Source organism: Mycobacterium sp. OTB74 (assembly GCF_029892685.1).
GTDB lineage: Bacteria > Actinomycetota > Actinomycetes > Mycobacteriales > Mycobacteriaceae > Mycobacterium.
In genome coordinates, this window is the sequence record NZ_JARXVD010000024.1 from 25,296 (window position 1) to 37,481 (window position 12,186).

The window sequence follows — 12,186 nt, forward strand, 5'->3', positions numbered from 1 at the left end:
TTAGCACCACCGTTTGTTCCGGCGAAGGGCGAATCGTGACTCAATGGCTTGACCACTCGCTCGTGCTGGCTGCCGACTATCGGGTGCCCAACCCCGCCAACGTCGCGCCGGTGTTGGAGCGCAGTGAAGGCGCCCTGGCCGATCTGGGCGCACACCACGTCGTGGTCTACACCTCCACCACTGACCCTGAGCGCGTGCTGGTGATCATGGCCATGAATGCCCGCGAACCGGTGCTGGAGGTCATGCGGTCGCGGGTCTTCTTCGACTGGTTCGACGCGGTGGGCATCGAGGACATTCCGGCGGTTTTCGCCGGCGAACTCGTAGAGCGACTGACCTTCGAACCCGACGTCGTATCGGAGGCGCCGCAGGCGGTGGCTGTGGTGATCACCCCGGTCGATGATGTCGCGACGCTGGTGAGCCACATCAACAGTTCCGATTTCCGAGCCGCCGGCATCCGCAGGATGTTGATCTTCAGTGCGTTCGACAATCCGAATGAGGTCATGCTGCTGTTCGGGCTGCGTGATGAGAACGGCGCCGCTACCTGGCTGGCCCACTCGGACGCGACCGCGGCCTGGTTGGACGAGGCCGGCATCGGTGCCTACCCGCCACTGTTCGTCGGAAGATACCGGCATCTGATGCGCGTTGCCGGAGACGTCAGTGAGGGCGACGGGAAAGCTACGCCCTGATGTTCGTCTGCCTGTGTTGCGGCGTGACCAACAAGGAAGTCGCTGAAGCAGTGGCGGCCGGAGCCACGACCACGCGTGACGTGGCGAAGGCGTGCGGCGCCGGCTCCGATTGCGCGCGCTGCCGGCGCACGGTGCGTGCGATCATCTCCGCCCAGACACAAAGCGCCTCAACGACGTAACCGGCCCCGGTGGGCCGGTCTCGGCGCGCATGATCGGCCAGCCCCGGCGGTCTGCCTCTGCGGCCAGTGCCGGGCGCGGGTTCACGGGAATCGGGTGTCCTACCGCTCGCATCAGCGGCAGGTCCTCGTCGCCGTCGGCGTAGAAGTAGCTCTGGTGTAGGTCAATGCCATTGGCGGTGCTGAATTCCTGCACCGCGACAGCCTTGCGGGTACCCCAGACGATCGGCCGGATGATGTCGCCGGTTAGCACGCCGTCGGAATCGACGGCGAAGTGGTTGCAGATGACGTGTTCGATGTCCAAGGCCCGGGCGAGCGGCATGACATGCATGGTCAAAGCCGACGAGCTGAGTACCACCGTGTGGCCAGAACGCTGGTGCGATCGAACCACCTCACGCATGGCCGGGAATATCCGGGCCTCGATGTGGCTGGTGAACAGCTGCTCGCCGAGCGCCTCTTGCTCATCCAGAATTTCCCCGCGCATATAACCCGCCGCGCGGATCAGCAGTCGTTCGAATTCCATGCGCCCCAACCGGTATCGCACGGTGGCTTCCAGGATGCCGGTCAGTTCACCGAACGCGGCCTGGCGGCTGCGGAACCGATGGCCGGCGTGCGCAGTAGCGATGAAGCCGGACACCAAAGTGCCGTCGACGTCGAAAAACGCCCCGATCGGCTGAGCCTGTACATCGTCGTCGCGGGTGCCGGTCCCCCCGACCGATTCGGTATCCGGCGCAGACATGGTGACCAGTATGCCGGGACCGCTCAGGCCCGGCATCCGGACTATGCCGGCCGGACTACGCCTTTGCCGGTGACCAGGGGCAGATCGAGCGTGGTGCGAATGCCGGCGGGCGCATCGATGACGGCGGGAATCGCGTTGACGATCCGGCCGGCGGCGGCCAGGATCGCTGCATAGTTGTGGTCGCCGTTGCGGCTGGTCGGGCAGATGTCGACGGTGTAGGACGGCTCGCCGGTGATCTCCACCCGGTAGGAACCGCCGTCTTGGGCCGGCTGTGCCCAGTCGGGACGCAGATCGCCGCGCAGCCGGGTGATGTGCTCGACGACGATGACCGGCTCCCCGCCGACCAGCCCTTCGATCTGGAACCGCAGCGCTGCCACCGTGCCCTTGGCGATGTGCCCGGCCGCGATGTCGAAGTCCTCCGGCGCCGGTTCCTGTTCGACCGAGTCACGGATCTGGTCTACCTCGACACCGAGCGCGGCCGCCATCTGTCGGATGGCGGTGCCCCACGCGATGCTCAGGATGCCGGGCTGGAACAAGATGGGAAAGTCGCCGAGCTGGTTGCCGAAGCCCATCACGTCGAACATCACCGTCGCGCCGTCATAGGTGGCGTAGTCGGCGATCTCCATCATCCGCACCTGCTGGATGCTCTGGCAGGTGCCGGCCAGAGCCATCGGCAGCAGGTCGGTGGCAAAACCGGGGTCGACGCCGGTGATGAAGATTGACGAATTACCTTCGGTAGCAGCATCTTCCACGCGCGCGATGTACTTATCGGGCACCACCTGCCAGGGGTATTGCAGAACTCCCGGCGCCGAGCCAACAACGTTGATCCCGGCCGACAGGATGCGGCGCATGTCGGCCATGGCCTCGGGCAGCCGGGTGTCGCCCATGGCGCAGTAGACCACGCAGTCAGGTCGGGCCGCCAGCAACAGATCCAGGTCCGAGATAGCCGTGATGCCGGTCTGCACAGGCAGCCCGGCCAACTCGCCGGCGTCCTTGCCGACCTTGGCCTCGGTAGACACCCACACGCCGGTCAAGTCGAAGCGGTCGTCCTCGATCAGCTGGCGCAGCGCCAGCGCGCCGCAGTTACCGGTACCGATCAGTGCGACGCGGATGGCCATGGGTCTCCTTGAGAAACGTTGGGAAACGGTGTTACCGACCCGCCGAGTATGAACCTTCGAAGTCAAAATTGAAACAGGTTCTAATTCGATATTGGGGTGCGGTAGCCTCTCCGAACATGGGACGCGTGGACGGAAAAGTTGCACTGATCAGCGGCGGCGCACGGGGTATGGGTGCGGCGCATGCTCGGATGTTGGTCGCTGAGGGCGCCAAAGTTGTAATCGGCGACATCCTCGATGACGAAGGCTCGGCATTGGCCGCCGAACTCGGTGATGCGGCACGCTATGTGCACCTCGATGTCACCGATGCCGACCAGTGGACGGCCGCGGTCAGCACCGCAACCGAGCAGTTCGGTCTGCTCAATGTCCTGGTCAACAACGCCGGCATCGTGGCGCTGGGCAAGATCGGCCAATTCGATATGGCCAAGTGGCAGAAGGTTATTGACGTCAACCTCACAGGAACCTTCCTGGGTATGCAGGCCGTAGTGGAGTCGATGAAGGCCGCCGGCGGTGGCTCGATCATCAACGTTTCGTCCATCGAGGGTCTGCGCGGCGCGCCGCTGGTGCACCCGTACGTCGCCTCCAAGTGGGCGGTGCGTGGGCTGGCCAAATCGGCGGCCATCGAGCTCGGCAAGGAAAACATCCGGGTCAACTCTCTTCACCCCGGGTTCATCCGCACGCCAATGACCAAACATTTTCCCGACGACATGGTCACCGCGCCGCTCGGCCGCCCCGGTCAATCCGATGAAGTTGCGACATTTGTGGTCTTCCTGGCCAGTGACGAATCGTCGTTTGCTACCGGCAGTGAATTCGTCGTGGACGGCGGTCTGGTGACCGACGTGCCACACAAGTTCTGAGCTCTACGGTTCTGTCCCTCCGGGTTTGGTCGGGCACAATGAGATGCCCCCATACCGCGCTTTCTCGAGTTGAAGCGCCGCCAGATCCGGAGGGAGCAGGGCTATCTCAACCGAGAAACGACGCGGGTTGGTGCTGGGCACCGTTATTGCCCTAGTGCTGTTGTTCGCGTGCATCGGTGACCTGCCCCGGTTGCTTGCGCCGCAGAGCGAAGCTGCGCAGGTTTCGCTTTCCGACGGCTGGCAGCTGGCGTCGGCGGAGGACATCGCAGCCACCGGATCGCAGATCAGCCGAGGTGGGTTCGCCGGTGCGGGCTGGCACACCGTGCGGCACATGCCGGCCACGGTTCTGCAGGCCCTGCAGGACGACGGCACCTACCCGGACCTGTATTTCGGTGACAACCTGGTGACCAAGGTGCCGCCGGATCTGTACAAGCAGGACTGGTGGTACCGGACGAGTTTCGTTGCGCCGGCGGGGCATTCCACGTATCGGCTGGATTTCCCGGGCATCAACTATCGGGCCGAAATCTGGCTCAACGGTCACCAGGTCGCGGGCAACGAGCAGGTCGCAGGCATGTACGTCGACCACGACCTGGACGTGTCGCGGTGGGTCGACCGGGGCCACGCCAACACCCTCGCGGTGAAGATCACCCCGGAGCGGGCGCTGCAGGACATCGACGGCGTCGAACTCGCGGACAGCTGGTTCGACTGGATCAACTGGAACTACCTGGGCTACCAGGGGCCCGGTAAGAACCCGGCCAACGGCAATTCGTTCGTGCCGGACCGCAACGCCGGCATCCTCAAACCGGTCGTCTTGAAGATGTCCGGAGACGTCGCGATCACCGGCGCCGCGGTGGACTCCGAACTGCCGCTGCCGCGGACCGACAGCGCCCGGCTGACCATCCGGACCGGGGTGAGCAACCATTCCGGCAAACCGGTGGCCGGCGTCGTGCACGCCTCGATCACCCGGTCGGGGAAGCAGACCGTCGAAGTCGAGCGACCGGTCACCCTCAAGAGCGGGGAGAATCGCGATATCACGTTCAGCCCCAAAGATTTTGAGGAGCTGAGGGTCAACCACCCGGACCTGTGGTGGCCGTACAACATGGGCAAGCCGGAGCTGTACGACCTCACCATCGAGTTCCGCCAGCTCGGTCAGGCCACCGACCAGCTCCACCAGAAATTCGGCATCCGCAGCATCGAGCAGGGTCGGGACGGTAACGATCAATTCCCGCAACTGGGCACCGGCGGCAATTTCTACCTGAAGGTCAACGGCCGCGACATGCTGATCCGCGGTGCTACCTACACACCGGATCTGCTGTACCGCGATGACCCGGATCGTGAGAACGCGATCCTGCACTACGTCAAAGACCTCGGATTGAACATGATCCGGATGGAATCGAAGATTCCCGGCGAGCGTTTCGCCGCGCGCGCCGACGAGCTGGGCATCCCGCTGATGGTCGGGTGGATGTGCTGTAACCAGTGGGAGAAATGGCCCCAGTGGAGCGACGAGGATCAGCGGATCGCACAGGAGAGTCTGCGGTCGCAGATCCTGATGCTTCGCTCGCACGCGTCAGCGTTCATCTGGGCCAACGCCAGTGACGGGCACCCGCCGGCGGACATCCTGGCTGAGTACCACCGCATCTTGAAAGACCTGCACTGGCCCAACGCGATCGTCGACACCGTCTCGTCGTACGCCACCGACGGTGCGGGGGATCGGATCTGGGACGGCATCCAGATGGCCGGCCCGTACACCTGGCGGCCGCCGACGTACTGGTTCAGCGGCAGATACGCGGCCGCTCGCGGCGCATCCGCCGAGCAGGGCGACAACGAACACATCCCGCCTTTCGCCACCCTGCGCAAGTTCATCCCGCCGGACAAGTTGTGGCCCATCGACGATGCCTGGTATTTCCACGCCGGGTCCAATCCGGGCAACGCGGCGCTGGCCAGCACCCGGAACGCCATCGTGCAGCGGTACGGATCATCCACGGGTGCAGAGGAATTCGCGCGCAAGGCCCAGCTGGCGCACTACGAGTCGACGCGGGCGCAGTTCGAGTCGTTCGCCGCGCTGGACCAGAGCGACCGCCGCATGACCATCTACTGGATGCTCAACAGCCACTGGCCGTCGTTCTTCGGCAACATTTTCGATTACTACCTGCGGCCCGGTGGGGCGTACTACGGCGCCAAGAAGGGTTTGCAGCCGCTGTCGGTGACGTTCGACTCCTATGCCACCGGTGACCACGGCACCGCCAACATCACCATCACCAACCAGAGTCCGAACAAGCTCACCGGGGCGCGGGCCCGCACCCGCATCTACGACCTGACCGGCAAGGTGCGTGACGACCGCACCAGCGAGGCGTTCAATGCAGACCCCGGCACCGCGACCGTCGCGCTGACGCTGCCCCGCGAAGCGCCCGATTCGCGGGTGTTCTTCGTGCGCTGCGAGCTGCTCGACTCTTCGGGTGCCGTGCTGGCCGATAACAACTACTGGCAGTCGCAACAGAACGACGATGTCGGCGACCCGAAGGCCGACGTTGCGTTCGAACTGCACCAGAGCAGCTGGGCGGACATGACCGCACTGAACTCGATGCCAAAAGCAACGCTTGAAGTCACCGCCACGGGATCGGTCGACTCAGACCGGCAGAACGTCGTGGACATCGCGCTGAGCAATCCGACGAGGCAGGTGGCGTTCTTCGAGCGGGCAGAACTGGTGCCCGATCCCGATGCCGACGAGATCCTGCCGATCCAGTACAGCGACAACTACGTCACCGTGTATCCCGGCGAGACGGTGCACGTGAAAGCGGTCGTGCCCACGCCCGGGGTCACCGCGGGCTGGGTACGTGTCGGTGGCTACAACACCGCACCGGTGACGGTGCCGGTAGGGCCGGCGCATCCGGCCGGCCCCGCGTCGGTGGGTACGCCCGTGGACGCCGCGAACGCAAAGGTCGCCGATGTCGCGCCCGGCGGCAGGGGGACAGAGCCCGGTGCGCGATGATGGTCAGAGAACACGAAGGAGTATCCGATGAGTGACACCGAACGGTCCCGGCTGGCCGCCTACACCGCTGAGGGCGGTTGGCAGCGCCATCAGGACGAGCGGGTTGACGTTTTCCTGCGTGGGGCTTCACGGGTGCGGGTCATCTGGCGCGGTGATGATCAGATCAACGGCGGTTCACGCTTCCAGGATGACATCCTGGAGTCCTACAGCCGCGAGCTGGACACTGTGCGGGCCTGGCTGGCCAGCTGAGCTACGGCTCAGTCCGGTGCCACCGCTGCGAAGTTCACCGTCGCGGTGGCGCATAGCTCGTCGTCGTTGCCGCGGTAGATATCGACCTGGGTGACCACCGACCGTCTACCCACCTTGAGAATGCGGGCCACTGCACGGGCCGGGCCGATCTTGATCGGCCGCAGGTAACGGATGAACAGGTCCGTGGTCGCCACCGCCATCCCGAAGGGCGACTCCCGCGCAACCAACTGCCCGGCAGTCACGTCCGCCATGGTCGCGATCAGCCCGCCCTGCAGTCCGCCGGCAGTGTTGGTGACTCGTTCGGTCACCGGCATCGCCATCACCAGCGTGCCGTCCTCGGACGGAACCTCATGGAGTTCGAGCTGATCGAACAACTCACGTAGTGACTGCGGGGCGGTCATCGCTGCGACATTACCGACGGCGTCGACGGTGCAGACGTCGGCCGTCGTAATGTCTCGGGTATGGGTGTGCGCGCAGGCATCGTGGTGACCGGAACCGAGGTCCTGACCGGACGGGTGCAGGACCTCAACGGCCCCTGGCTGGCCGACCGACTGCTCGAGCTGGGCATCGAGTTGGCGCACATCACCATATGTGGCGACCGCCCCGAGGACATTGCGGCGCAGCTGAATTTTCTGGCCGACCAAGGCGTCGACCTGATCATCACCAGCGGCGGTCTGGGACCGACCGCTGACGACCTGACCGTCGCTGTGGTGACCGAGTTCTGCGGTCGTGAGCTGGTGCTCGACGAGGCGCTCGAGCGGCGGATCGCCGATATCCTGCGCGGTTTCATGGGTCGGTATCCCGACGCTGATTTCGAGGCCATCCGCGCCGCCAATCGCAAGCAGGCGCTGGTGCCGCTCGGGGCCGAGATACTCGAGCCGGTCGGCACCGCGCCCGGGGTTGTGGTCACTCGAGCCCAGGGCGCACCCACCGTGATGGTGCTACCAGGGCCGCCTCGTGAACTTCAGCCGATGTGGACGCGGGCTATCGCCACCGAGGCCGTCAAGAAGGCGATCGCAGGGCGCACCGTCTATCGCCAGCAGACCATCCGCATGTTCGGGCTACCCGAGTCAGCTCTGGCCGAGACGCTCCGGCACGCCGAGACCGAGGTGGCGGGCTTCGACCAATTGGAAATCACCACCTGCCTACGGCGCGGCGAACTGGAGGTCGTCACCCGGTATGAACCGGAGGCGCAGGACGCTTACCGGCAGTTGGTGGCGCTGCTCAAGGAACGCCACCGGGAGGACGTCTTCTCCGAGGACGGCTCACTGGTCGATGACCAAGTGGCACAACTACTTTCAGGCCGAACTATCGCCACCGCGGAGTCGTGCACGGCGGGCCTGTTGGCCGGTCGGTTGGCTGATCGGCCGGGGTCGTCAGCCTATCTGGCCGGCGGGGTGGTGTCGTATTCGAACGAGGCCAAGGCAGAACTGCTGGGTGTTGATCCGGCGTTGATCGCCACGCACGGGGCGGTGTCCGAACCGGTGGCCGAGGCGATGGCCGCCGGCGCGCTGCAGCGCTTCGGCGCCGACACCGCCGTCGCCATCACCGGCATCGCCGGACCCGGTGGCGGCAGCGCCGAAAAGCCAGTCGGCACAGTATGTTTCAGCATCCGGCTGGCGGATGGTCAGATGCACACCCGGACGCTGATGCTGCCCGGCAACCGGTCCGACATTCGGGAACGCTCGACCACGGTGGCCATGCACATGCTGCGCCGGGTGCTCGGCGCGCAGAGCTGACATCGGCCCTAGGGGCTGATCTCCCTGGCGTCCCAGACCTCGAGCACCTTGGTCAGAATGTCCTCGGCCACGCCCAGTCCGGCCAGATGGCTCTCGCCAGGCAGGGTGTACAGCTCGGCGTCGGCCAACCGTGCCACCGCGTGCTCACCGTGGGCATACGGCACGATGTGGTCGGCGTCGCCGTGCCACCAGCGCACCGGGACCTTGACGTCCGCCAACCGGAAACCCCAGTCCTGGGCGAACACCACGATGTCGGCGAACGGCGCGGCCAGTTGTTTACGGCTGCCATTGAACAGGTCGTCCAGGAACATGGCCTTGAACTCGGGACGCCCCAGCAGCCTGCGGTCGCCTTCCGGTGAGATGCGGGCGTATATCTCCAGCGCGGGGGAGCCGAACGGCCTGATCAGCTTGATCAGCGAGCTGGCCACCCAGCGCACCGGCGTGTCAGCGACCTCGAGGATGGGCCGGACGAACTTCGCCAGCTCCATCAGGTTGCTGCTGATCCCGTCCTCACCGATGAGCGGAGCGACGCCGCCGAGCACCGCGATCATCACTACCCGATCGGGCATGGCCGCCGCGGCGGCCAAGGTGTAGGGGCCGCCGCCGGACAGGCCGACCACCGCGAACTGGTCAATGCCGAGGGTGTCGGCAATGGTGCGCAGATCGTCGGCGAAGCCGAGCACGTTCTGGTACTGGTACGGCGTCGACGAGCCGATACCCGGCCGGTCGACACCGATCAGTCGGATGTTCTTGCGCGCCGCGAACGAACGCGCCTCGGTCGGGATCTGCCGGCGTGCGCCCGGCGTTCCGTGCAGCCAGAACACTGCCCGACCCTGTGGGTCGCCGAATTCGGCGAACCCGATCTGCCGGCCTTCGCCAACGGCGACATTGCCTTCCAACTTGGGGCGATCGATGGGCATAACCATGGACAAATTGTTGCACGCAAGTTATGCCAAGATCACCACCGCTACCTGCTGGGACCGGTTGACTCGCGTTGGTCGACCACCCGGGTCTTGTACAGGCTGGCCACTGTTGTCACCACCAGCGTGACGACGATGACAGCCAGGGACGCCAGGGTCGGAATCTGCGGTATCGGGAAGTGGTGATCGACGCCCAGGAATGGCAGGGGGCTCTCGTGCAGGGCGTGCAGCGTCAGCTTCACGCCGATGAAGAACAGGATGAACGCCAGTCCCTGGGACAGATAAACCAGCCGTTTGAGCATGTCGCCGAGCAGGAAATACAGCTGGCGCAGGCCCATCAGCGCGAACACGTTGGCGGTGAACACCAGGTACGGCTCCTGGGTCAGGCCGTAAATGGCCGGGATCGAATCCAGGGCGAACAGCAGGTCGGTGGTGCCCAGCGCGACGATCACCAGAGCCATCGGCGTCATGAGTCGCTTGCCGTTGACGATGACGGACAGTCGCACGCCGTTCCACTCGTCGGTGGTCTTGAGGTGCTTGCGGGCGAACCGCACGACCCTGTTCTCGGCATCATCGTCGTGGTCGGTGTTGCGTGCCAGCTTGACCGAGGTGTAGATGAGGAACAGGCCGAAGATGTAGAAAATCCAGGAGAATTGCGAAATGGCAACGGCGCCAAGAGCAATGAAGACGCCGCGGAAGATCAGCGCCAAGATGATGCCTACCAGCAGCGCCTGCTGCTGGTAGATCTTCGGCACCTTGAAGCTGCCCATGATGATCAGAAAGATGAACAGGTTGTCGATCGACAGGCTGTACTCGGTGAGCCAGCCGGCGAAGAACTGGACCCCGAATTCGTCGCCGTGGAAGTTCCACACCCAAATGCCGAAAGCCACGGCAAGAGCGATGTAGAGCGCGAGAAAGGCGGCGGTTTCGCGCGTTGTCGGTTCATGCGGCCTACGGCCGATAATCACCACGTCGAAAACGAGCACCGCCACCGTCACGCCGACGGTGATGATCCATTCCAGCTGGGACACATTCATACAAGAGCCTCCGGGCGTCAAAAAACGACCGAGGTCTCTACCGCCGCAGTGTGCGACCCGTGGCACCGGTTACGCGTCAATGCGCAACGTGATGACGACACCACGGCTAAGGAATACTCCCCTCGCAGAGCAGTATCTCAGACCGCGGTCCGGAAGTGGAACCCAGCTGCTCCAGGCACCTCACGCGGCGATGAGCACTGTCAGCTCAAGGTCGTTGCGCTCCACCCGCATCCCTGTCCTGCGGGCAACGGTCGCCACCGCGGCGGCATCATTCGGCTCAGCGCGGCTGCCGGCCAGGGCACGGGCCAGTCGGCCCTTATGCGCCTTGTTGAAATGGCTGACCACGGTGCGCCGACCGTCCGGATGCTCGGTATAGACGTCGACGGTGACTGCGCCGGGTACCCGTCCGAGTGCGGCATAGGAACCGGAGCGCAGGTCGACGATCAGTTCGTCGGCGGCGATCTGAGCCAGCAGCGGTTCCAATTTCGGCCGCCACCGGCTCGCCAGGGTTCCACCCGCAGGGAGCTTCGAGGTAGCCGACAGGCGATAGGCAGGGATGCGGTCGTCGGCGCGCAGCAGGCCGAAGAGCGCTGAGCCCACCGCAAGGCGACTTCGAGCGCGCGCGGCCGCAGCAGCACTCAACGATCCGATGTCCAGCGCGTCGTAGAGCACGCCGGTGTACCGGTCGATGGCCGACAGCGTTGGGGCGGTCAGCAATTCGGCGTTGCGTCTGATTTCGGCGTCTTGCGCTGGAGATATCCCGAGCGCCTTTCGGCTCGCCTCGGGATCGGCGGCCAAGGCGACCAGTTCGCTGAGCAACGTCGTACGCAGCGGTGTGAGGTCCGGTGAGCCCAATTCATCCAGGCGCAGTTGCGGTCCGTCGCCACCTGGGCGTTTGGTCTCCGACGGGGGAAGCAGCACGATCACGGCGATGACCGTATCGGACCAACCTCGCAGGCCAACGCCGGTGTTGGTCACAAAGTTCTCGGTGACTCGCGGTCGATGGCTTTGCCGCAGTCCGCACGGTGACCTAGAGTTCGAGAACTACTGGCATCGGTGGCTGAGCTCAGCCGATCCGAGGTCGCAAACCGAGGTCAACAAAACCGTGGAATGCAGGGGTGGACATGAGTAACACCGATACATTTGCCATTCAGATGCGCGTTCGGGTCAATCGCGAGGATTCAGACGATGCGCATGGCGTCATTGTCGAGGACTACGGAGACCACGCCGGCTACCCGGTCGAAGTTGGCCACAACCACATTGCCGATGCAGCGCGACGCTGGGCCGTGATGCTCGACAGCGGCTCCCTAGTGTTCGCCGACGACGACCACCTCAGCCGGGAGTAGCTACTAGCTACCCGCCCCAGCCGCGGCTACCATCCCAGCCACCGCAGATGCCGTTGAGGCAGCCGTGGCCGAAGCCACCGGTCGCGGGGTTCCAGCCGCCGCAGCCCTGCCAGTTTCCGCCGCCGCCGCAGCCACCGCCGCCGCCCGAACCGTCCGGTCCGCCGGAGCCCGTTGGGGTATCAGCCAAGGTCACCTGGTCTGGGGCGCCGACCGAGGTGAGTGCAACCGCCGCCGCCGGGGCCGCGACAATCGCTGCTGTGGCGGCTACCGCGGCTACCGCCGATGTCATGAAATTCCGCCTGATTAGCATGTCTACAGAATGCCCTCGCGGGG

Annotated in this window: 14 protein-coding genes; 7 read left to right on the forward strand and 7 right to left on the reverse strand. The window is 64.9% G+C overall.

The features are described from left to right. Nucleotides 1–35 precede the first annotated feature (35 nt). Nucleotides 36–686, forward strand: a complete 651-nt coding sequence (locus M2432_RS24480) for a fatty-acid--CoA ligase (protein ID WP_280829437.1) — start codon at nucleotides 36–38, stop codon at nucleotides 684–686. After that, on the forward strand, nucleotides 686–865 hold the full coding sequence (locus M2432_RS24485; RefSeq protein ID WP_280829438.1) for a (2Fe-2S)-binding protein: 180 nt from the start codon (nucleotides 686–688) through the stop codon (nucleotides 863–865). The genes M2432_RS24480 and M2432_RS24485 overlap by 1 nt, the downstream gene beginning before the upstream one ends. On the opposite strand, the gene M2432_RS24490 is transcribed toward M2432_RS24485, so the two are convergent. Continuing rightward, on the reverse strand, nucleotides 828–1,601 hold the full coding sequence (locus M2432_RS24490) for an HAD-IB family hydrolase (protein ID WP_280829439.1): 774 nt from the start codon (nucleotides 1,599–1,601) through the stop codon (nucleotides 828–830). The genes M2432_RS24485 and M2432_RS24490 overlap by 38 nt on opposite strands. Before the next feature lie 41 nt (nucleotides 1,602–1,642). Continuing rightward, complete coding sequence (locus M2432_RS24495) at nucleotides 1,643–2,719, reverse strand: diacylglycerol kinase (protein WP_280829440.1); 1,077 nt, start codon at nucleotides 2,717–2,719, stop codon at nucleotides 1,643–1,645. Nucleotides 2,720–2,835: 116 nt separating this feature from the next. Between M2432_RS24495 and M2432_RS24500 the strand changes: the two genes are divergently transcribed. From M2432_RS24500 to M2432_RS24510, 3 genes are all read left to right on the forward strand, one after another. After that, complete coding sequence (locus M2432_RS24500) at nucleotides 2,836–3,573, forward strand: glucose 1-dehydrogenase (RefSeq protein WP_280829441.1); 738 nt, start codon at nucleotides 2,836–2,838, stop codon at nucleotides 3,571–3,573. Nucleotides 3,574–3,703: 130 nt separating this feature from the next. Next, complete coding sequence (locus M2432_RS24505) at nucleotides 3,704–6,562, forward strand: glycoside hydrolase (protein WP_280829442.1); 2,859 nt, start codon at nucleotides 3,704–3,706, stop codon at nucleotides 6,560–6,562. 27 nt (nucleotides 6,563–6,589) lie between these two features. Beyond that, a complete protein-coding gene (locus tag M2432_RS24510; protein WP_280829443.1) occupies nucleotides 6,590–6,811 on the forward strand; it encodes a hypothetical protein in 222 nt (73 codons plus the stop codon). Nucleotides 6,812–6,819: 8 nt separating this feature from the next. Here the strand turns inward: M2432_RS24510 and M2432_RS24515 are convergent, their stop codons facing one another. Next, on the reverse strand, nucleotides 6,820–7,212 hold the full coding sequence (locus M2432_RS24515) for a PaaI family thioesterase (RefSeq protein WP_280829444.1): 393 nt from the start codon (nucleotides 7,210–7,212) through the stop codon (nucleotides 6,820–6,822). A 60-nt stretch (nucleotides 7,213–7,272) separates the two neighbouring features. On the opposite strand from M2432_RS24515, the gene M2432_RS24520 reads away from it, so the two are divergent. Beyond that, nucleotides 7,273–8,550 carry a competence/damage-inducible protein A gene (locus M2432_RS24520; protein WP_280829445.1) on the forward strand — a complete coding sequence of 426 codons (1,278 nt, stop codon included), beginning with the start codon at nucleotides 7,273–7,275 and terminating at the stop codon, nucleotides 8,548–8,550. An 8-nt stretch (nucleotides 8,551–8,558) separates the two neighbouring features. Here the strand turns inward: M2432_RS24520 and M2432_RS24525 are convergent, their stop codons facing one another. The 3 genes from M2432_RS24525 to yaaA form a co-directional block, all read right to left on the reverse strand. After that, a complete protein-coding gene (locus M2432_RS24525; protein WP_280829446.1) occupies nucleotides 8,559–9,476 on the reverse strand; it encodes an alpha/beta hydrolase in 918 nt (305 codons plus the stop codon). 41 nt (nucleotides 9,477–9,517) lie between these two features. Then, the gene (locus tag M2432_RS24530; RefSeq protein ID WP_280829447.1) at nucleotides 9,518–10,507 is read right to left on the reverse strand and encodes a TerC family protein; all 990 of its coding nucleotides are present in this window, start codon (nucleotides 10,505–10,507) and stop codon (nucleotides 9,518–9,520) included. 180 nt (nucleotides 10,508–10,687) lie between these two features. After that, on the reverse strand, nucleotides 10,688–11,434 hold the full coding sequence (yaaA, locus tag M2432_RS24535) for a peroxide stress protein YaaA (protein WP_280829497.1): 747 nt from the start codon (nucleotides 11,432–11,434) through the stop codon (nucleotides 10,688–10,690). A 197-nt stretch (nucleotides 11,435–11,631) separates the two neighbouring features. Here yaaA and M2432_RS24540 point away from each other — a divergent pair, with 197 nt between their 5' ends. Beyond that, nucleotides 11,632–11,853: a hypothetical protein gene (locus M2432_RS24540; RefSeq protein ID WP_280829448.1), complete on the forward strand. Its 222-nt coding sequence runs from the start codon at nucleotides 11,632–11,634 to the stop codon at nucleotides 11,851–11,853. Nucleotides 11,854–11,860: 7 nt separating this feature from the next. Here M2432_RS24540 and M2432_RS24545 read toward each other — a convergent pair whose 3' ends face one another. Then, entirely contained in the window at nucleotides 11,861–12,142 is a 282-nt protein-coding gene (locus M2432_RS24545) for a hypothetical protein (protein ID WP_280829449.1), read from the reverse strand. Between the last annotated feature and the right edge of the window lie 44 nt (nucleotides 12,143–12,186).

Bases quoted from the DNA above. Each gene is read 5' to 3' on its own strand.
- M2432_RS24545 (WP_280829449.1), bottom strand. From the start codon at position 12,142: ATGACATCGGCGGTAGCCGCGGTAGCCGCCACAGCAGCGATTGTCGCG.
- M2432_RS24515 (WP_280829444.1), bottom strand. From the start codon at position 7,212: ATGACCGCCCCGCAGTCACTACGTGAGTTGTTCGATCAGCTCGAACTC.
- M2432_RS24510 (WP_280829443.1), top strand. From the start codon at position 6,590: ATGAGTGACACCGAACGGTCCCGGCTGGCCGCCTACACCGCTGAGGGC.
- M2432_RS24500 (WP_280829441.1), top strand. From the start codon at position 2,836: ATGGGACGCGTGGACGGAAAAGTTGCACTGATCAGCGGCGGCGCACGG.
- M2432_RS24495 (WP_280829440.1), bottom strand. From the start codon at position 2,719: ATGGCCATCCGCGTCGCACTGATCGGTACCGGTAACTGCGGCGCGCTG.
- M2432_RS24490 (WP_280829439.1), bottom strand. From the start codon at position 1,601: ATGTCTGCGCCGGATACCGAATCGGTCGGGGGGACCGGCACCCGCGAC.
- M2432_RS24525 (WP_280829446.1), bottom strand. From the start codon at position 9,476: ATGGTTATGCCCATCGATCGCCCCAAGTTGGAAGGCAATGTCGCCGTT.
- M2432_RS24485 (WP_280829438.1), top strand. From the start codon at position 686: ATGTTCGTCTGCCTGTGTTGCGGCGTGACCAACAAGGAAGTCGCTGAA.
- M2432_RS24540 (WP_280829448.1), top strand. From the start codon at position 11,632: ATGAGTAACACCGATACATTTGCCATTCAGATGCGCGTTCGGGTCAAT.
- M2432_RS24530 (WP_280829447.1), bottom strand. From the start codon at position 10,507: ATGAATGTGTCCCAGCTGGAATGGATCATCACCGTCGGCGTGACGGTG.
- M2432_RS24520 (WP_280829445.1), top strand. From the start codon at position 7,273: ATGGGTGTGCGCGCAGGCATCGTGGTGACCGGAACCGAGGTCCTGACC.